Below are 19,795 nucleotides of genomic sequence, written 5' to 3' on the forward strand. Positions count from 1 at the left end.
GGGCGCGCCGTAGCGACCGACGGTGGGGGAGTGAGGAGGGCAGTGTGCGTGTGCAAGTCCAGGGGTGCACACAGGTGCTGTCTGGGCATCTGTGTACACTGTCAACTTTCTCTCATGATTGATGGATGCCGGGCATCCGTGTACGGTGACGCGCATGGCAGACCATCCCGCCCAGCCAGTCGTTGGACCGCTCGTCACCGGCTCCGAGATCGCCCGGCTCGCTGGCGTCACGCGTGCCGCGGTCTCCAACTGGAGGCGGCGATACGAGGACTTCCCGGCGCCCGCAGGCGGCGGTGCGAACAGTCCGCTGTTCGACCTGGGCGTGGTGCAGGCATGGCTGGACAAGCAGCGCAAGGGCCAGGATGTCTCAGAGGAGGTGCAGCTGTGGCAGGCCCTGCGAGCGGCCTACGGCGACGAGATGATCGGTGGGCTCGCCGATGTCGCCCAGCTGTTCGCCGGTGTCGAGGGCGAGGCCCCGGAAGCTCTTCCGACGGATGTCGTTCGACTGGCGCGGCAACTCGGAGACAGTGGATCACCTGGTGACGCGGTGAGCGCGCTTACTGAGCGCTTCACCGACTCAGTGCGCCGGGCCGGCTCCGACCAGGTCACCTCATCTCGCGTCGTCCATGCGGTGCGGCACTTCGCCGGCGAGGTGCCCGCTGATGCGACCCTCTTCGATCCGGCGTGCGGTATCGGGACGCTCCTGTTGGCTGTCGGACCCGAGCTCGGGCCGAAGCGGTGTGGTCAGGAGGCCGACGCCCGCAGTGCTCGATTCGCTCAGCTGCGGGCCGATCTCACGGGACGTACCGGCGTCGACATCCTTACCGGAGATTCCCTGCGCGATGACCGCTGGCCGGACCTCAAGGCCGACCTGGTCGTCTGCGATCCGCCCGTCAGCGCCACCGACTGGGGACGCGAGGACCTGCTTCTCGACCCCCGGTGGGAGCTCGGCACACCCTCGCGTGCCGAAGGCGAACTCGCCTGGCTGCAACACGCCTACGCGCACACCGCGCCAGGTGGGCGCGTCCTCATGGTCATGCCCGCTTCGGTCGCCTACCGCAAGGCCGGCCGACGTATCCGGGCCGAGCTCGTGCGCCGCGGCATCCTCACGCACATCATCGCCCTCCCACCCGGGAGTGCTGCCTCGCACGCACTTCCCGTGCACCTCTGGCATCTGCGCCGCCCGCAGTCCCCGGAAGACGCCGTCGCCAGGGTGCGCATGGTCGACCTGACGGCAAACGACCCGGACGGCCCGCTGGAACCCGGGCCCGACCAGACGGCGGACGTACCCCTGATCGAACTCCTCGACGACGCTGTGGATCTCACTCCCGGCCGTCGCGTCGAAGAGTCTCACCGCGACTATGCGACCGAGTACCGGGCTCTGCGGCAGGAGTTGGCCGAACAGGTGCAGCTGCTGGCTGACCTGCTGCCGACCTTGATGGGGGGCGTCGGCCCCAGCGCCTTGGAGGGGCCGTCCGTCAGTGTCGCCGACCTCGCGCGTGCCGGGCTGGTCGAGTACGGCGATCCGGAGCCGATCTCGGTGAGCGATCAGCTCGACACCGACTATCTCCAGGGTTTTCTACGTAGCGCGGCGAACACCCGGCGGTCCACGAGCGCCAGCGGCACCTACCGGCTCGACGGCAAGGGCGCCCGCATCCCGCAGATGGACATTGCCGAACAGCGTCGGTACGGGGCAGCGTTCCGCGCACTGCAGGAGTTCGAGGAGCGCGCGCGGAAGGTGGCCGAACTCAGCAAGCAGGCGGCGGCGCTGGCACGGGACGGGCTCGGCAACGGGGCGCTCGCGCCAGAAGATTGACGGGCAGTCACATCATTGGGGCTGTACGTCACTTCGCCTGTGGAACGAATGGACTCGCTGATCCGCTCCACGACACCGCCAGCGCCTCCCGCGCCCGTGTGCAGGCCACAAACAACAGACACCGCTCCCGGAGGAGGTCCGAGTCGTGCTGCAGCGCGTCCACAGAGGCGGGCGTCACTTCGCGAGCGAAGGGGAATGCGCTCGCCGACGCTCCGAGGACGGCGACGCAGCGGAACTCCAGCCCCTTCATGGCGTGCATGCTGGCCAGCCGTACGCCGTCCGTATCCGGCCCCGGATTGTCTCTGACTCGGACCACCGGTACCCGGGCCGCGCCCAGCTTGTCGTACGCCTTGTCGAGCAGCACGTTGAAGCGGGCGCACACGCCGATTTCCGACGGCCGGATGCCCTGCGCGAGCCAGCTCTCGACCCGCTTGACGAGTGCCGCGATCTCCGCCTGCTCCGAGCCGTACCCGTCCACGTGCGGTCTGCGGCCGTGCAGGAGCGACCGGTAACCCGCCAGGGTGTCGCTGCCCTCGCCGCCCAAGTCGTCGACCGACACGGGAGTGAGGATGCCCGTCGACCAGGCGAGGATCTCCTCCGTACTGCGGTAGTTGATGCGCAGGCGGTGCGTGCGCCCGGCCACCGAGATGCCGAGCGAACCGAGTGAGACCTTCGAGTCGTAGATCCGCTGGTGCGGGTCGCCGGTGATGAACAGGTTGTCGCTGCCCGGTGCCACCGCGCCGCGCAGGACGCGCCACTGGGTCGGGTGCAGGTCCTGTGCCTCGTCGACCACGACGTGGTCGTGCGCGGGTGAGGAAGCGGCCAGGAGTTCGGCCGCGCGGGCACACACCTTGAGGTGGGTGGTGACCTCCTGGCCGCGCAGCATGGACTCGAACAACTCGATGGCCGGCCACAGCTGTTCCCGCCTGGTCGGTGACAGCGCGCTGCCACGACCGCGCCGGGAGGACGCGCGGTAGTCGTCCAGAGTGCGTAGATCCTGGGCGAGGACGACATGGCGGTACTCCTGGGCCAGGAACTGCTCCGTCCACGGCAGACCGAGCTTCTTGACGACCCGCTGCCACACCTGCCGCTCCTCCCGGTCACCGATCGGGGAGGGCGCCCGGCCGTCGAGGCGGGTCACGATGCCGTGCGCGTAGGCGTTCACCGTGGTCACCTCGACGCGAGCGAGCAGCGACTCGTCGCCGTCCAGGAGGACGGACAGGTTTTCCCGCAACGACGCGGCCAGGGCATTGGTGAACGTGGTGAGCAGGACGCGGGCGTCCGGGGAGCGGGTGAGCAGGTGCTTCACCCTGTGCAGTGCCACGACCGTCTTACCGGTCCCTGGGCCGCCGGTGACCTGAACCGGGCCGCCGTACGACACCCGGTAGGCGACGCGGCGCTGCGAGGGGTGCAGGAACACCCGCCAGGCCGCGAACGGCTTCTCCAGGATGTCGGTGAGTTCCTCCGGGCCGGTGACCAGGGTGATGCGGCTTGTGGTGTTGGCGATGACGACGGCCAGGCTCTCGTCCGGGTCGGGTCCCGCGTCGACGGGCCGCCGGACCGCGACCACGTCCCGGTACACCTCTTCGGGGCTGAACCCCTCGGCCAGGTACTGCAGTACTTCGCACTGGTCCTCGGGCAGCAGCGTTTCGAAGGCCCGCAGCTGTGCCTTGTCGACGATGGTCCGTACGGCCCTAAGTACCTGATCGTCGATGCCGAGTTCGCGCAGCACCGTGTCCGAGTACTTCGCGAAGAGCAGCGAGTCGGCGGCCGCGGCGACCTTCTCCAGGGCCGGGGTCAACTGCTCGATCGCCGCGACGTTGCGAACCTCCAGGGCCCGCGTGGCGGAGTTCGTCGTGTACAGCCGCTTCGCGGCCCAGGTGTAGGCGTCGTCATGGGGGACGACGTTGACGAGCAGGAAGACGTCACTTCCGTCGTCCGGGGCGAGGACGACGCCCCGCCAGAAGTCGTTGATTCGTATAGTCCGCATGCGTGGATCGCGTGCGTTCTCCACGGACTCCAGGTGCAGCCCCTTGTCCGCCTGCAGTTCGGGCACGGTGAGCTGCTGGAACTTCTGCATCGCCTTGCGTACACCGGCTTTGACGCGCCGTTCCAGGACGTCGTAGCTCTCCCAGAAGCTGTTGGCGAACGCGAGCTGCGGCACGAGGCGCACTCCCCACCCAGAACGGACACTCTGCAGTCGATCATACGCGCGGGGTGCTCACCAGCAGGGCGGCCACCTTCTCCACATCCGAGAGCAGCCCGGAGGGCCCCTGGTCGAGGTCGAGGGCGTGCTGGTGGATGACGATGCCCGCGTGCCGCACCGTGTGCGCCGCGTGTGGCGCGTTGCCCTTGGCGTACACCAGATGGCCTTCGCGTAGGTCCAGGGCGGTGCAGTAGGCGAGCATCTGGTAGAGGTCGGCGTCCGGGAAACCGTCCCGCTTCTCGGCCTTGTACTTGGTGTCCACCACGGCGCACGGGGCGCCATGCGACCCGTAGAGCACGAAGTCGGGCTTCATGCGGATCGCGGACGCCTCGTCGAGGTGATGCGGATCCTGTAGCCGCGCCGAGTGCCCGAGGCCGCGGCATGCCTCCCGCAGTGCCACCGTCACGAAGTCCTCGAAGAGCTTGTTCATGTCGAACAGGAACCCGTCGACGCGCAGCCCGCCGGGCGCGCGCTCGACGGAGGCGTTCTCCAGGACCGTACGGGCGAGATGCAGGGCGTGCTGGTAGCGCGAGTTGAGTCGGCTCGGCTGCCAGGCAGGCAGCGGCTGACCACGCACGATCACGGTGACATCGGCCAGGCGGGCACGCTGGTGGAGCAGTCCGCGACGCACATCGTGGGGCACGCCGGGCAGCCGCAGGAGGCGTTCTACAGCGGCGCGCAACAGGCGGTTCTCCGCGATGTCGGTGGTGAACTCGTCGTACTCCACCTCCACCGGCAGCGTCGCGCCGAACCGCCGCCGTATCTGCTCGGCTTCCCGGATGCGGCCCCGGACGATCAGGGACGTCTCCTCGGTTGTTCGATACCCCTGGAGGAGCCCCTGCCGCAGGGCGCGGTCGATCTGACGCTCCACTGCATGGGCGAGCGCGGGCAGCAGATCGCGGTGCCCGGCGACATCGACCTCCCCATCTCGCCAGCCGCCCTTCGGGTCGAGGCTGTACCCGAGGAGGAAGAACAGGCGGGCGATGGAGACCTTGGGGACGACGCGTACCGTGATCGGCACATCGTGCCCTGGCACCGCGACCGCCACGGCGCCGACCTTGCTGCCGGCTCGCAGAGACCAGTGCCCCGAGACGTACGGATCAGGAGTCGCGTCCACGATGTCCCCGGCCGCCAGCGCTCGTCCGACAGCGTCCGGCAGGGCGACGCCCATGGCCGGTGCGTGCTCGACGAGTTCGATGACCTGGGTCACCCCAACGACTCCCGCAAGGCGGCGAGTCCGTACCTCTTCTCGATGTCCACGCCCTCCCCGTAGTGATACTCCTCTAGCAGCGGCAGGATCTTGGTCCGCCACGTCCGCTCGAGTCCACCCTCCCGATAGACACCGCTCTTCATCAGGTACGAGGGCCCGATGCGGAAATCCGCGTCGTCGATACGGGAGTTGAGCGCGTCGAGCAGATCGGCCGGCTCGGCACCGCGACCCTCGCGCGCGAGCCAGCGGCGCAGCAGCCCAATCGTCGGCTCGATGCGCGGGGACAGTTCGACGAAGGCGAAGCGGCGGCGCATCGCCGCGTCGACGAGCGCGATTGACCGGTCGGCGGTGTTCATGGTGCCGATCACGAAGAGGTTGGGTGGCAGCGCGAAGTCATCGCCGGAGTAGGTCAGTCGGACGGACTTGTTGCGGTACTCCAGCAGGAAGTACAACTCGCCGAAGACCTTTGCCAGGTTGGCGCGGTTGATCTCGTCGATGATCAGGAAGTGCGGGATGTGCCGGTTGCCCTCCCGGGAGGCCAGATCGGCGAGTTCACGCAGCGGGCCGGCGGTGAGCCGGAAGGCGACTTCCCGAGTCTGCGGATCCTCCTGCGGCCGGAAGCCCTCGAAGAAGTCCTCGTAGGCGTACGACGGATGGAACTGCACGAGTTTGACCTGCTCGGGTCCGCCGCCGAGGAACTCCGCGAGTTTCAGGGCGAGATACGTCTTGCCGGTTCCGGGCGGACCGTACAGCACCAGCTGCCGCTCGTCCCACAGCAGGTCACGCACCTCGCGCAGCCAGGCGGTGTCGTGTACGAGAAGTTCCTCGGCCAACCCGTCCGTGGGCTGGGGCAACTCCAGCTCACGGCGGGCGGCGAGCGCGGGGATCTCCACGCTCGGGTCTCGATCGGCGGCTTCGGCCTCCTCGATCAGGTCCTCGTCGCTTATCCCCAAGCCGTCGATGAGATCCTTCACCGCGGTCAGATCGACGACGTCATGCTGTGCGGAGAGCTTCTGCTGGAGCGCCTCGGGCAGGTCCTCGTACGCGTGCCCGCCATCCGCCCAGTCCACCGGCCGGCGCAGATCCGACTGGCCGTCCTCGGAAGCAAGCTGCTCGGCGTCTCCCGTGATCTTCCCGACGTAGAGCCGACCGCCGGAGATGGTGCACATGGTGTCGCCGGGCCTCATCCGGGAGAGGAACATATGCAGTTCCTCGACCAGCCGTACTTTCTGGTTGTAAGTCGCGGTGGAGGCGTAGTCCTCCTCGACGGCGGTGCGCAGCCGGTCCTTGCTGATGCCCTGCTCGACACCTTGCCGCAGGTGGCGTGCTCGCAGGGTCACCACCTCCTCGGGCAGCCACAGCCGCCGGACGAGGTCGAGGCCGGAGACATTGGATCCGCGCACCAGCCAGGCCCGGCTGGGCCCCCACCACACCTGGTCGAGGTAGTCGGAGAGTGGATTGCCGTCGGCGGTCTTCCACTCCTGCCATCCATTGGCACTGCGACCGACCAGGATCTCGGCGGCGGCCGACGGCGAGTTGCACTCGACGTCCTCAATGAGCTCCATCCAGCCAGGCCAGGTTTCCGACTGCACGAAGATGTCGTCCTCGATCAGCCGCTGTCTCAGCCGGTAGGACGACGGCATGCGGATGGGGAACGACGGCACCACCTCCGGGCGCCCCGGAGACCCGGCCAGGACGACGAACTTCGCTCTCCCATTAGACCCCTTCTCGGTCAGCAGCCGTCCTCGGGCTTCGGGGCCGCCGTTGGGCAGTCTCAGCCTGAACTCCGGGTACGGGGTCTCGCCGTCGGCCGTGGTCACCATTTCCCCATTCATGCACCGTGCTCACCCAGAACAATAGGGGGCACCTCTGACGATGGCGGGTCACCATTGTCCCCTTCGAGAATTCTTGCCGAGTCAGCGTGCGGTCAGGTGTGGACTGAAGCACGACACGTGCGCTCTCAGGCGTCTGCCGCCGACGTGACGGAGGCCGTGCCCGGCCCGCCGCGCAGGGCAGCGAGGAGGGCGGTGACCTCCAGCAACCGGGTGTGGATCTCAGCAGGCGGCGGGGGCAGTTCGTATGTGCGGTAATGGCATGCCGCGCTGAGCGCCGACCAAGTGGTGCGGCACCGGCGGGCGGTGTCGTGGCCCGCATACCACTCCAGGCACAGCATCCGGTGCTTGCCTATCCGCGTCATCGACGGAGTGACCTGCTGCCAGTAGGCGTCCAGGGCCTGGTCGAGTGCCATGCGGAGCAGGACCGCGGCGGCACGGGCACGCAGGCCGGGGCTCAGGGTGGGCACGGTGCCGAGCTCGGGCAGCAGCAGACGGCCAGCTGCGGTCACGAGGGTCTGGGGGGACACGCTCATCGGGCGCCCCCGGCACTCTGAGTCCCGGCACTGCTGCGGATCGCCGCCGCTAGCGTGTTGGTCCGGCGGACGAGATCCTTTCGGTCGTTGATGCTCGGCAGGGGCGTGTGGGCACCCGAGTTGAAGGCCTCGATCAGCTTCCAGCCTCCGGGACAGATCCGCTCGACGGCCGCACGGGCGTGCTGCTGCTCGTCCCCGAGGAGGGCAAGGGATACGTACGTCTTGGTGCGCTCAAGGCACTCCACGCGCTCCTCGACGGCCCGCAGCCCGAGCCCCTTTTCGTCGCGGAGCCTGCGCCGAGCGGTCTCCAGGCAGGCGGCTTCCACCGCCACCCTGCACATGGCGGATAGCACATGATCGGCCACATCCTGCGGCAGGTTGGGGTCCATGGAGACGGCCCGCGCCTCCGAGAGAGCCTGTTCCACCGGGTCGGTGATCGTCTCCACACCCACCACGGAGTCGGCCTGGCGGCTCACACGGAGAACTGTCGCACCGATGCCGAGGTGTGCGATGGCCTGCTGGAGCCGCGTGTCGTGGGTGAAGACGATCACCTGTCTGTCCTGGGCGCACGCGTCAAGAACCCGGGCCAGTCCTTCGACCTTCTCGGGGTCCATCGACTGCACGGGGTCGTCGATGACGAGGAACCCGAACGGACTGTCCGCGTGCGTGGCCCGCGGCAGGAAGAGCGAGAGCGCGAGCGAGTGCAGTTCGCCCTGGCTCATGACGCTGTAGGCGGGAGCGGACATGTCGTCCACGGAAACGTCGAGCTCGACCTTGCCGCGACCGGGAGTGCCCGCAAGGGTGACGGACCCGAGCGTGACGCTGCTGTGCTCACACAACTTCTGCCACACATCCTGGGACCGCCGGGCGAACGGGCGCAGCCGCTCGTCGCGCAGCTCGTCGATGATCGGCCGCAGCCAGGTCCGCGCCTTACGCGCGTGCTTGCGCCGCTCGCGCGCGGCCTCAGCCGCCTCCTCCGCGCCGAGCCACTCCGCGAGCCGTACGGCGAACGGCTGCCAGGCACCATCGTGCTCGGAGAGCCGCCCAGCGGCCTCCTCCCGCAGCTGCCGGCAGGCGTCGTCCAGGGCGGCCGCGGCACGCTCGACGCGGTCCGCGAGCTCCCTGGGATGGGTGACGTCCCGGCACTGGACCCACTCCTGCCACACCGCCGTGAGCGGGGAGGTCCCGCCGCGCAGCCATACCGGAACCGGCTGTACGAGGTCGTGCACGGCCCGCACGGCGACCGCCACCTCCTGCCGGGCGACCTCGGCGCCGACGGCCTCCGTCTGAAGCCGCTCCACCTCGGCCCGCGCCTGCTCGGCCCACGCCCGGTCCAGCCGGTTCTCGGCGCCGCAGACCGGGCAGTCCGTGCTCCGCGAGCGCCGCTGGTGCTCGATCGCCGCCTCCAGCAACCGGGCCAGGCGGCGGGCCTCCTCGGCACTGCCGTACCGGGCCTCCTCGACGCCGGCGGCGGCCTCCCGCAGCCGGGCGACGGCTCCGCCGACCTCCGCCAGATCCGGCCCGGCGAGGCTCGCATGCTGTCGCAGCCGGGCCAACTCGGCCTCGGCGGCCGGGGTACGGCTCTCCAGCAGCGCACGCACCCGGCCGACGTCGCGCTTGGCTACCGACAGCGCCTGGGCGGCCTCGCGGGCCCTGGGGTCGTCGAGCGGGCCCAGGGCGTCGAGGAGCTGCGCGGTGAGCGCGTCCGCATGCTTGATCGTCTGCTCGCACTCGCTCGCGGCGTCCTTGACACGGCCGTCGAACTCGGCGAGCAGTTCGAGCCCGAGGAGCTTGAAGAAGGCGTCGTGCAGGCCGCCGAGCGTGCCGTTGATCATCGAACCGAGCTCGCTGTACGGCAAGAAGGGCCGGGCGAGGTCCAGCGCCTCGCCGTCGACGACCTCCTCCAGCTTCCGTTCCAAGCCGTCCGATCCCTCGACCTTGGTGCGCGCCTCATCGACCTTGAGACCGTGCCAGGTCCGCCGCACGGTGACCGCGTCGCCCCGCTCACCCACGGCCAGCTCGACGCAGACCTCGGGAGTGACGTCGGGACTGTGCAGATTGCGCCATCCCTTCTGCCAGTCCGTCGCGCGCCGTCCGTCCCAGCGGGAGTTGCGCCCTGTCAGCGCGGTCTCGGCGGCTTCGGCGAAGCTCGACTTGCCGGAGCCGTTGGGACCTGCGACGACGACCAGGCCGGGCCCGGGCGGCAGTTCGAGGGTGGTCCGCGGACCGATGCCGCGCCAGCCGGCGGCGGTGATGGAACGGAGCTGCACGGGTCCGGCTCGACCTCCGCTGCTCCTGGCCGGCTCGTCGGGGACCAACTCGCGTAGCAGGTCCTGCACCTGAGGTGCGAGGTCGGAGTGGCCCAGGCGGTCGAGGAGGAGATCGCGCAGGGACGCAGGAGGCTGATTGGTCATGGTCGGTTCCCGTTGTCGGGCGCGGCAGAAGGGGCCACGCGGGCTGCTGATGCGAGTTGTTGGCACTTCGAGCATGCCGATAGCGTGTTAGCACTGTCAACGAGTTTCCGATATCTGGGATATTCGAATTTGTGTACTCCCTGGAGACGTCCGGCCGGTCGAGCAAGCCCCGCTAACGTGATCGCATGTCGTCCGGCACCTGCTGATCATCGGAGACCGCGCCGCACTGAGCTGGGTGGTCACCGAACAGCGGATGGCGTTTCCGGCAGGCCGCGTCAAGGCGGCGCGTGCGTTGGGGAGTGTGGCGAGGTCATCTGCCGGGCGACGATCGCGAGTCCCGTGCGCGTCTTGGACGAGCCGGTCGTCTGCAACGAGCGCTCCTACTCCGAGGGCTGCCGCCTGAAGGTGTCGGGGCTGGCCCCGTTCTGTGAGGGGCTACTCCTGCGCGATCTGGTGCCGCGGCTGACGGCCTTTCCCGCCCCGGCGACCCGGAGTGTTCGCATGCGGCGGGCGTCGCTGACCCTGCCGCCCGCTAACACCGAACTCGTGTGCACGGAGCTGGAATTGCTGCCGCGTCCGTAGGGCGAGACGGGCGAGGGGTACCGCTGGGAACCGGCGGCGGCCTGAGTCTCACCACGCGCTGCGAGGCCCTGACTTCGGACGCTACGGTGTGCGTGAAACCTGAGTTCGGCGGGGGGACGCATGTCATTCCAGACGCCCATCACGATCGCCAGCGCGCTGGAGAAGATCCATCGTCGCGAGTACGTGTTGCCGGCGATTCAGCGCGAGTTCGTCTGGTCACGCGACAAGATCACGCGGTTGTACGACAGCCTGATGCGTGGCTATCCCATCGGCTCGTTCCTCATGTGGCAGGTCCACGAGGGCAATTCCGGTCGTTTCGCCTTCTACGACTTCATGCGCGACTACCACGAGCGCGACAATGCCCACTGCGCGCCGACCGGCCCGCTGGGCAGCCGGGCCATCACGGCGATCCTTGACGGCCAGCAGCGACTGACGGCGCTCAACATCGGTCTGTGCGGGTCATTCACCGCGAAGCTTCCGCGCATGTGGGCGAACAACCCGCTCGCCTATCCGAAGAAGCTCCTCTACCTGAACCTGCTGCACCGCGGCCAGGATGACGACCTGGGAGTCGAGTACGACTTCCGGTTCCTCAGCCAAGAAGAAGCCGAGGCCAGCACCGAGACCGGCGACGCCCAGTGGTACCGCGTTCAGGACATGCGCGAGGTACGTACTGTCGGGGACGTCATTCGCACGCTTCAGCAGCACGGGGTCGCGGACAACGCCACCGCCGGCGACGTGCTCACCAGACTCCACGAGGTCGTCCATGTCACCCCGACGGTGAACTTCTTCCTCGAGGAAGCGCAGGAGCTGGACAAGGTCCTCAACATCTTCATCCGGGTCAACTCGGGAGGCGCCGTCCTCTCCTACTCCGACCTCCTTCTCTCGGTGGCCACCGCCCAGTGGGTCGAGCACGACGCGCGCGAGACCATCCACAGGCTCGTCGACGAACTCAACGGGATCGGACAGGGCTTCGCCTTCGGTAAGGACTTGGTCCTCAAAACCGGACTGGTGCTGCTGGGGAAGGGCGACATCCGCTTCAAGGTGGACAACTTCGATCGCGACACGATGACCAACCTCGAGAAGCACTGGACCGAGATCGAGAACGCGCTGCGCCTCGGAGTGGCCCTGCTAGCCGACTTCGGATTCTCCGGCGTCACCCTCACGGCCAACAGCGCGGTTATCCCACTGGCTTACTACCTCCACCGCCGAGGTCTGGGGGACAACTACCGCACCTCGGAGGCGTTCAGGGACGACCGTGCGGCGATCCGCCGATGGCTCCAGCGCTCGCTGATGAAGTCCGGCGTGTGGGGCAGTGGCCTGGACCGGCTGCTCACCGGCCTGCGCACGACCCTGGAGAAGGAAGGCGGACAGGGGTGGCCGACCGAGGCCGTCGAGCGTGAGATGGGCCGACAGGGCAAGTCGCTCCGCTTCGAGCCCAGCGAGATCGATGACCTGCTGGATCTCAAGTACGGATCGAAGCGGCTGTTCCCGATGCTCGCGATGCTGTACCCAGGCGTCGACACCAGGGACCACTTCCACGAAGACCACATCTTCCCGCGCAGCCTCCTGCGGTCACGGACCAAGCTGCGGGCGGCCGGCCTCTCCGAGGACGCGCTGTCTCTCGTCGAGGACCGCTTGGACAGAGCGGCGAACCTGCAACTGCTGAGGGGACCCGAGAACATCTCGAAGCAGGCCGCCCTGCCGGCCGCCTGGCTGCGGAAGCACTTCGACTTGGATGCCGCGCGCGAGAGCTGGCTGAGGGAGTACGACGCCACTGGCCTGCCCGAGGATGTGACCGGCTTCCCGGAGTTCTACGAGGCCCGCCGCGCGCGCATGCGTCAGCGCCTCGCCGCCCTCCTGGGGACGGCGGATTCCGCGGAGCAGGCCGTGGACCCAGGGGATGCCCCGACCGCCGTGCCGGAGGACGAACCAGATCCGGGGAACGAGGGGCTGTGAACAAGAACACCGACCGGAGTGGGTGCCGTGCGCCAGAGCGCCCTTGAGGCGGCGGTGCCGGGGGGTCTCGGTGACCGGTTTGGGGGCGGTGCGCATGGTGATCCAGGCGCGGTAGGTGTTCTCGCGGGCCTGTTGGGCGAGACTCTCCCAGCTCTTGGCTGAGGCCGCGTCGGCGAACCGGACTTCCCAGCGGCCCTCTGGTGCCGGTGGCCTGGCGCGGTCGCCGCGGCCCGCAGTCATGCGATGTCCCGAGGGTCTGGTACCGGGCCGTAGTCTTCGCTGTGATCCCTGGTCAGTGCGGCCCTGCCAGGCGATGAGCAACTGGGCGACGGACGCGCTGTTGCCGAGCGAGTCGGCGGCGCGCATGGTGTCGACCAGTTCGACGGCGAAGGCGTGGAGATCGGGCTCGGGCAGGAATCGGACCCACGGGAATGTGTCCGGCAGTATGTCGAGGAGCAGTTCTATGCTGCCGGGCTCCCGGCGAGCCAACGCGACCAGCATCCGGGTGGCCGCCGACACCACGGTCTGGTCCTGCTCGGCCCGCGCCGCGGTGGTGAGGACCAGATCCTCGCCGTCTCTACGGTGCAGGAGGAGTCTCGGCGATTCCTGGAGCCGGGCCCAGCGCCATCACTCAGCAGAGGGGCGCGGAGTGGTGGACCAGTTACACACCTCCCGACCGGCTGGTCGCAGTCAGCCGGGTTTGGGTACCCACGGCGCTGTCGGCATCGCAGTGGGTTCGCAGACTCGGTGTGGCACGCAGATGACGGCGAAGCAGGCCGGTATGCCCACCGCAAGGGAAGCACGCGATCGGCATGATTCACGAGGCCGCCGTCGGCGGCCCCGCCATGGATGGTGACGGCCGTTCGTTCCTCCTGGCCATGGAACAGGCCGGACGCCACCTGCGGGGCATTCCGCACAGGGCAGAAGATCTGTTGTGCTGACGAGGGGACTCGTCAGGAGGAGCGGCCCACTCAGGGTGCCGAGTCTCGCTCGGCCGGGTTGGTGTTGGGTAACTGCGCTTCACAGGCCTGTGAGTTCAAGCCCATGAGCGTGGCGCTGGCTCAGTCGACGCAATACTCAACTGCGCAAGAGTTTCGCAACGATTTTATCGATTTCCGCTGCAACTCCGTCTTGGGCCAGGACCTCGCGGACCCGACGACGCTGAGACTCGAACCGAGCTGCGGTGAGAGCAACCCCGGCTGAAACTTCTTCGGCTCGTTCTGAAAGGGAAACCAGTTGCTGATGGCTGAGGTCAGATGGATTGTAGACCGGAATGGGAATCTTGAAGATGTATTTGTCGAAGTCGCGAGGGTTATGCATGCCCCGCCCTTGTAAGGGGCGGACCATTTCGGTGAGTGTTCTGGAATTCAGGATAGCCACCAGGAACCTAGCTTCATTCAAACTGGTCACCGAGCCCCAGTACAGTTTGTGATCGATGATGGCCTGAGTCGATGGTATTATCGCGGCGGCCAAATACAGGCCACTCTTCGTGTATACGACACGGTGCCCTGCGGTGTATATTTGCTGGGTCAATTTCCTTTGATAGTCGAGCTGAGCGGTCAGTGATAGCTTTTCGCTCGATCGGTTCTGGATCCACACTGTTTCTGCTGCACGCCACCAGTTTGCAAGTCCGGGATAGCGATCGAGATCCTCACTATTTGCGTCGAGGAGGTGGACTCCATCCCAAGGGATTACAGCATGCAGTGGGTCAAGGGTCCTGAAGGGAAGGATGGATTCACCTAGGTAAAGTGGTCGAATGAAATTCCGCTCAACCGTCCCGTGGAGCGATGGAAGCCCCTTCCAAGGGTTCTTCTCGAACGGGCTTCTTCGGCTTGATACTGCTTGCTGATCACCACCGGCGCCAAGTGGTCCATTGTCTATTTCATCTACGACAAAGAGGAATCGCGGCACGATGTTGGCACCTTGAAAGAATCTGGATGCGTAAATTGACTTGCGGTCCGGAGTCGGTGCGGTCGCATCTTGTGGAATCTTTCGGATGGTATTCTCTAGTGCCTCATTTCGGGTGGGTGTTCGTGTTGGAAAATTGCCACTCCAGCGTACTGGTGCCTGATGTAGTGGAACGCAAGATTGTTCATGGCGCAGTCGCTCGCCGAAGATGACCCCTACGGACTGCGGGAAGAAGCTTGGCTTGATTTCTTGGAGATCCCACGGGCGGCCGAAGGCGACGTTCACCGTTTCTGTTGTGACGGAAAAAGTTCCCTTTCGGAACCCTGCGTATTGGTTCCGGTCAAGTGCGCCTAGCGGCATGACATACCCGAAGCGGCCACCCACGCGCAGGTATCGTTCGATGCATCGAGCTACGAATAGCGCGGACAGATCTTGGTTGGTGGCCACGTTGCGGCCCACCCAAAGCTTCCGCTCCACGCTCATGCTGCGAAAAATGGCCTTCTGGGGTTCCGTCATGTACCGAAATGCGAGCCATGGTGGGTTACCCACAAGGACGTCGACGCGATTTTTCGGTCGGGCCAGCCACAGGGGACGGGCTCGGTTGCGGACGTAATAGCCCCAGATGTGATCTCGATCCTCATCGTGCAGTCGGCACATGACAGCGAAGGTTTGCTCCAAAACGGGGCGTTCATTCGCCGGTACGGCGAACCTTTGGAAAGTGCCGGCCAGGGAAGGGGTGGGCGACCCCCGCTCACGGCTGGTGGCTTTATGAGCAAAATCTGTGACAATCTGGTCAAACTTTCCAGCGTTCGATACCAGGCTTTCGGGAAACTGAAGGAGATCGGATGGGGAGAGTGACTTTCGGTACTCTGGATCATGTACCAGGGTTTCGTGAGCGAGTGTCGTTGGGATGCGAAGATCATCGTGCAATAACGAGGTTTCTCTGCCCCACTGAAGTGCATCGGCGAGATATACCGGCACAGCGAATGCGGGGCGGCCTGCGGTGCGCAATCGATCCATCCCAATTGCCAGTAGATAGGTCACTCGCGCGAGAGTCACGGCAACTGGATGAATGTCGAAGCCGATGACATGTTCAGTCACGGCGCGTATTATTTCGATGTCGTCTTTCCCTGCTGCTTCAGCGGCCGCAATGTAGGCGCGCACCGCGTGGAACAGGAATGTTCCACTTCCGCAACTCGCGTCGAGAACTCGTTCGGTCAGCGGATCCTGAACACAGGAATCCACGATCTCCTCGGCCAGCCAATCTGGCGTGTAATACTCTCCCAGTCGGTGCCGGATATGCTCAGGGATAATTGACTCGTATATTCCCTTGAGTACATCATGTTCCACCTCGCCCCAAGCGAAGCGGGTGAGCCTGCGGGCTAGATCCTTGATGAACTGTTCGCCAGCCGGGACGTGTACGATCCAGTCAAAGAAATCGGATTCGACAACGCCTCCGACCTGAGACCGTTCGAAGAACCTTCCCGACATGATGGCTTTGGCATCGACCTCAGGGGAATTGAGTGGAAAACCAACCACAGCGTGACCGATCACCTCGGCCATGGCAACTAGCAGTGAATGGTCGACGAAAAGTGTGTCATCGTCTGTGAATCTGGTACCCGATGCCGTAGTCAGAAGGTTGGCCCACATCTCTCGCTTGAGTCGGACCACTGGAAGATTGCGGCACTCGGCGTAAATAGCACTTAGTTCAGCTGAGTCCAGCGCGTAGGCTGGACTGGTCGCCGCGAGTTTGCGACTTATTTCACCAGGGGTCGGCGTTATGTTCCGCTTCGTGGCCAGTACTGCTTCCAGCCATGAGATCAGCTCGGCTTCTTTCCTGGAGGACTTCTTCGATGCGAAGGTCGCGGTTTTCACATGGTGGAGCTGGCCGTCGGCTCGGTGATACAAATGCCACGTGGCGCCGTCCGTTATCAGTCCGATGTGTCGTCGGCCGCTTCGACGTGCGCATAGAGCGAGGATCTCCTCCAAGTCACGCTCGGCGGTGGTGCGTGCCGCATCGGCACAGACGTCTGTTCTCGCCTGGATGACGGTTGAACTACACGTGACGTAGAGGGAGCCCTGGCCGAATTCATCAGAGATATTGATGTCATGCTCATCGAGATCAATGCCAGCCACGATCAGTAACTGCATGATGTCATCGCGGATCACGACGTCCGCGCGATGGGCGTTCGGTCTCATCAGGCGTTCCAGCAAGGCGCGGGTCTCTGCCTCGTCAACTGAGGCTGGAATGAGGTCCGGCCACTTGGCGATGATGGCGCTGACGGGGGCAGCGAACAACGTGGAACCTGCTGCAAGTTCCGGATTGCCGCGGCGCGGCTCGTTCGACCGGATCACACCTACCGCGCGTGGAGGGGCACCAAGCAGGACGGGTGCGCCGCTGAGCCCGTGCATGGACAACTTGTCCGCTTCCGAGCAGGCGAGTTGGATGACGTTGGCGCCGTCCTCGTGGCGTTTGCTCGACCACGTCACCTGGCCCGAGGCCGCGAAAAGCGAGACCCCTTGGATGTCGTGGGGCGCCCCGGGAGCATGGAACGGCGCGTGGACGGGCGCATCCGTCGCGACAGGAACAGGGTGAAGGCCTGCCGGTAACTTTCTCTTCAGGCGGAGCAGAGCCACGTCATTGAGAGGATCACCACTGTGCACCGTGGCGTCGCTCACGCCTTGCTCCCAGGTGCACCGCAGCCGACGGTAGGTGATCTTTCCGACGGTGCGGTCGCCCACGCAGTGGAATGCCGTCACGGCCAGGCGGTCCGTCACTGCGAAGACGGTTCCCAGGGGAGCGCCCGATGCGGCGTCCGACAGCCGCCCGATAGCGAGCGTCACGGCGCGTCCGGAGCTGCCTTCAGCGTGAGCCGCGCGGAGAAGGTTGCCCCGCTCGTAGCCTTGGCGATGATCACCCCCGCGTCGGCCTGGACCGAAAGGTCAAAGCCCACTTCGATGGACTCGACCGCCCATCCTCCGTCAGGGGGTCGGCGCAGCACGGTCTCAAGTCGCGAACGGAACTGATCGGCCACCTGTGCCACGCTGTCCGCTATCTCTCCGGCTCGTCGCTGGAACTGCTCCGGCAAGGCCACCCGTGGTGCCAGGTCTCCCGACACCGAGCGTGGCTGCACTTCCAGAAGGATCTCCGGTGGACCGCCCCCGCCAATAGCATGTGCACGCTTAGCCATCCGTTCCCCCTACTGGACCAGGCGTGGTACCTCTTATCTCTGAGCAGATTCCTAGACCAACAAACGGACGTTTTTCGGACATCCGCGCCATCCAGCGGTTTGTTTAGCAATGGCGCAACAAGCGGCCTATCTGACGGTCGCCGCCCGACGGCGGGCTCGACAAGGCGTTGGCGTACCTGCTGATCACCGGAGGTCGTGCCGCGCCGAGTTCGGTGGTCATCGAGCGACAGTAGTGACCCGCGAGTATCGCGAAGCAGGCGGACCCGCCGACTGGGTGTCTCCGGAAGCACTTCTACTCGGCTGCCAAGGTCGTGAGGATGTGGCCTGCAACTCCCGTTGAGTGGATTGTCGACTGACGGGCCTTCCACCGTCGTCGCCGGTGCCGGCCCTGTGACTGACTGGATCCCGCCTGTCACTGGTCGTCGTACACGTCGATCGTCGCCCAGACAGTCTTCCCGGAGGGCGGGCACGGCTCCGTGTCCCAGATGGTGGCGAGTGCCGTGATGAGGAGCAGTCCGCGGCCCGACTCTGCGCTACTCGCTTCCGACTCGCATGCAGCGGTGGGGAGTTGGTCGCAGCAAGCGTCGGTGACCGCGATGCGGAGGAGGCCGGTCGTGGCGTCGAGGGTGACGGCGAGCCGGAAGTCGCGGCCCTGGACGCTGCCGTGCAGGGCCGCGTTGGCGGCGAGTTCGGCGACGATCTGCTCGGCTCGCTCGGTCACTTCGGGTGACACGTCCAGGCACAGAATTGAGTGGTGGCGAGGAGGCGGGCGCCTCGGCGGGTGGAGGACAGGAGCTGGGCGAACGTGGCAACGGTGCGGGGTGGTTGGGGAAGGGTTGCGTTCATGGGGCCACCGCGGCGGGTGGGTGGGGGCGCGATCCAGGAGTGACGCCCGTACGGTGCGTCAGCGTACGGACACATGCTGTGGACGGTACGCGAGGTTTTCCGTCACGCTGAGTGCCTACGGGTACGGGGCGACGGACGTGCGAGTCACGTGTACGGGACGGGAGGTGGCCGCGTATGACGGGCGGCATCGACATCATGGCCGAGGGCGGCTGCGACGGGGAGTCGGCCGGCGGTGAGCCCGATCGTGAGCCTGGCCCCTCGGACAGTCTGCGGACCTGGGGTGCCGTCCAGCAGGCACTGCGTGAGCACGCGGGCTACAGCAGGGCCGAGTTCGCGGACCTGGTGCGTTTCTCCAAGCACACCGTGGAGTCGGTGGAGCTGGGAAGAAGGATGCCTGACGACTCGTACGTGGTGCGGTCGGAGGAACTCCTCGGGAACACTGGCGCGTTGCGGAAGTCGTCGAAGTACGTGACGCGGGGGCGGGGGGATGTGGGGTTGGCGGCTTGGTTCCGGCAGTGGGCCAAGTTGGAGCGGGTGGCGGTGAGCCTGTACACGTACGAATGCCGGTTGGTGCCGGGGCTGCTGCAGTCGGAGGGGTATGCACGGGCGGTGTTCGACAACAGCATTCCCCTGCTGTCGGATCAGGAGTTAGAGGACCAGCTCGTCGCGCGTCTCGATCGGCAGAGGTTGTTGCGTGAGCGGCCGAACGTCCCCATCAGCTTCATTGTCGAGGAGCACGTCCTCCGGCGTCGGCTCGGCGGATCGGATGTGATGCGGGGTCTGTACGACCACGTACTGGAGCTGACCGCGCCGCGGAACGTGACGTTGCAGATCATGCCGGTGGACACGGAGTTCCATGCCTGTCTGGACGGTCCCTTGCAGCTTCTGGAAACTCCGAAGCGGCAGCGGCTCGCGTACTCCGAAGGGCAGCAGAACGGCCGTCTGATCTCCGACCCGAAGGAGGTGAGCCTCCTCTACCAACGCTATGACACACTGCGCTCGCAGGCCCTGAACCCCAAAGACTCGCGGGGTCTGTTGGAGCGACTGCGAGGAGAGCTATGAGCACGACGGAACTCGCTTGGTTCAAGTCCAGCCACAGCGGAACCCAGGGTGACAGCTGTGTCGAGGTCGCCCTCACCGAACAGGCCATCTGCGTACGGGACTCCAAGGACGTGACTCGCCCGCACTTCGCTGTAGGGCGCGAGGAGTGGTCGCGGTTCGTGGGATTCGTGGCGGGGACCTGAGCCGCGTTTGCCCCGGCGGTCGCGGGGTCACGGGTCACGTTCGCCGCCGGGACA

At 66.3% G+C, this 19,795-nt stretch carries 13 protein-coding genes and 1 pseudogene; 5 read left to right on the forward strand and 9 right to left on the reverse strand.

The features are described from left to right. The first annotated feature begins 154 nt into the window (after positions 1–154). Positions 155–1,816, forward strand: coding sequence for an N-6 DNA methylase (locus ABZ880_RS42065; RefSeq protein ID WP_361274966.1), 1,662 nt, complete (start codon positions 155–157; stop codon positions 1,814–1,816). A gap of 28 nt (positions 1,817–1,844) precedes the next feature. On the opposite strand, the gene ABZ880_RS42070 is transcribed toward ABZ880_RS42065, so the two are convergent. The 5 genes from ABZ880_RS42070 to ABZ880_RS42090 all read right to left on the reverse strand — a co-directional run bounded on the left by ABZ880_RS42070 (position 1,845) and on the right by ABZ880_RS42090 (position 10,014). Beyond that, a complete protein-coding gene (locus tag ABZ880_RS42070) occupies positions 1,845–3,980 on the reverse strand; it encodes a UvrD-helicase domain-containing protein (RefSeq protein WP_361274889.1) in 2,136 nt (711 codons plus the stop codon). A gap of 40 nt (positions 3,981–4,020) precedes the next feature. Further along, positions 4,021–5,232: a restriction endonuclease gene (locus ABZ880_RS42075; protein ID WP_361274891.1), complete on the reverse strand. Its 1,212-nt coding sequence runs from the start codon at positions 5,230–5,232 to the stop codon at positions 4,021–4,023. Continuing rightward, entirely contained in the window at positions 5,229–7,055 is a 1,827-nt protein-coding gene (locus tag ABZ880_RS42080; protein WP_361274894.1) for a DUF4357 domain-containing protein, read from the reverse strand. Before ABZ880_RS42080 ends, ABZ880_RS42075 begins: the two co-directional genes overlap by 4 nt. Positions 7,056–7,192: 137 nt before the next feature. After that, positions 7,193–7,600, reverse strand: coding sequence for a hypothetical protein (locus ABZ880_RS42085; RefSeq protein WP_361274896.1), 408 nt, complete (start codon positions 7,598–7,600; stop codon positions 7,193–7,195). After that, entirely contained in the window at positions 7,597–10,014 is a 2,418-nt protein-coding gene (locus ABZ880_RS42090; RefSeq protein WP_361274898.1) for an AAA family ATPase, read from the reverse strand. The genes ABZ880_RS42085 and ABZ880_RS42090 overlap by 4 nt, the downstream gene beginning before the upstream one ends. A 339-nt stretch (positions 10,015–10,353) precedes the next feature. On the opposite strand from ABZ880_RS42090, the gene ABZ880_RS42095 reads away from it, so the two are divergent. Then, positions 10,354–10,596 carry a hypothetical protein gene (locus ABZ880_RS42095; RefSeq protein WP_361274900.1) on the forward strand — a complete coding sequence of 81 codons (243 nt, stop codon included), beginning with the start codon at positions 10,354–10,356 and terminating at the stop codon, positions 10,594–10,596. Positions 10,597–10,716: 120 nt separating this feature from the next. Then, entirely contained in the window at positions 10,717–12,552 is a 1,836-nt protein-coding gene (locus ABZ880_RS42100; protein WP_361274902.1) for a DUF262 domain-containing protein, read from the forward strand. Between the two features lie 236 nt (positions 12,553–12,788). On the opposite strand, the pseudogene ABZ880_RS42105 reads toward ABZ880_RS42100, so the two are convergent. The 4 genes and pseudogenes from ABZ880_RS42105 to ABZ880_RS42120 form a co-directional block, all read right to left on the reverse strand. After that, positions 12,789–13,170, reverse strand: a pseudogene (locus ABZ880_RS42105) (hypothetical protein); the annotation flags it as partial. Between the two features lie 459 nt (positions 13,171–13,629). Continuing rightward, positions 13,630–17,304, reverse strand: coding sequence for a serine protease (locus ABZ880_RS42110; protein ID WP_361274904.1), 3,675 nt, complete (start codon positions 17,302–17,304; stop codon positions 13,630–13,632). Beyond that, positions 17,301–17,651 (reverse strand): CU044_2847 family protein, encoded by a 351-nt coding sequence (locus tag ABZ880_RS42115; protein WP_361274906.1) that lies wholly within the window; start codon positions 17,649–17,651, stop codon positions 17,301–17,303. Before ABZ880_RS42115 ends, ABZ880_RS42110 begins: the two co-directional genes overlap by 4 nt. 412 nt (positions 17,652–18,063) lie before the next feature. Then, positions 18,064–18,372 carry an ATP-binding protein gene (locus ABZ880_RS42120; RefSeq protein ID WP_361274909.1) on the reverse strand — a complete coding sequence of 103 codons (309 nt, stop codon included), beginning with the start codon at positions 18,370–18,372 and terminating at the stop codon, positions 18,064–18,066. Positions 18,373–18,671: 299 nt separating this feature from the next. Here ABZ880_RS42120 and ABZ880_RS42125 point away from each other — a divergent pair, with 299 nt between their 5' ends. Then, positions 18,672–19,559, forward strand: a complete 888-nt coding sequence (locus ABZ880_RS42125) for a helix-turn-helix transcriptional regulator (RefSeq protein WP_361274912.1) — start codon at positions 18,672–18,674, stop codon at positions 19,557–19,559. Next, positions 19,556–19,741: a DUF397 domain-containing protein gene (locus ABZ880_RS42130; protein WP_361274914.1), complete on the forward strand. Its 186-nt coding sequence runs from the start codon at positions 19,556–19,558 to the stop codon at positions 19,739–19,741. Before ABZ880_RS42125 ends, ABZ880_RS42130 begins: the two co-directional genes overlap by 4 nt. Positions 19,742–19,795 lie beyond the last annotated feature (54 nt).

The sequence above is a fragment of the Streptomyces sp. NPDC047043 genome (assembly GCF_040644055.1).
GTDB lineage: Bacteria > Actinomycetota > Actinomycetes > Streptomycetales > Streptomycetaceae > Streptomyces.

Excerpts from the sequence above, each read along its gene's own strand:
- ABZ880_RS42065 (WP_361274966.1), top strand. The coding sequence starts at position 155 with ATGGCAGACCATCCCGCCCAGCCAGTCGTTGGACCGCTCGTCACCGGC.
- ABZ880_RS42080 (WP_361274894.1), bottom strand. The coding sequence starts at position 7,055 with ATGGTGACCACGGCCGACGGCGAGACCCCGTACCCGGAGTTCAGGCTG.
- ABZ880_RS42085 (WP_361274896.1), bottom strand. The coding sequence starts at position 7,600 with ATGAGCGTGTCCCCCCAGACCCTCGTGACCGCAGCTGGCCGTCTGCTG.
- ABZ880_RS42090 (WP_361274898.1), bottom strand. The coding sequence starts at position 10,014 with ATGACCAATCAGCCTCCTGCGTCCCTGCGCGATCTCCTCCTCGACCGC.
- ABZ880_RS42100 (WP_361274902.1), top strand. The coding sequence starts at position 10,717 with ATGTCATTCCAGACGCCCATCACGATCGCCAGCGCGCTGGAGAAGATC.
- ABZ880_RS42115 (WP_361274906.1), bottom strand. The coding sequence starts at position 17,651 with ATGGCTAAGCGTGCACATGCTATTGGCGGGGGCGGTCCACCGGAGATC.
- ABZ880_RS42125 (WP_361274912.1), top strand. The coding sequence starts at position 18,672 with ATGACGGGCGGCATCGACATCATGGCCGAGGGCGGCTGCGACGGGGAG.
- ABZ880_RS42130 (WP_361274914.1), top strand. The coding sequence starts at position 19,556 with ATGAGCACGACGGAACTCGCTTGGTTCAAGTCCAGCCACAGCGGAACC.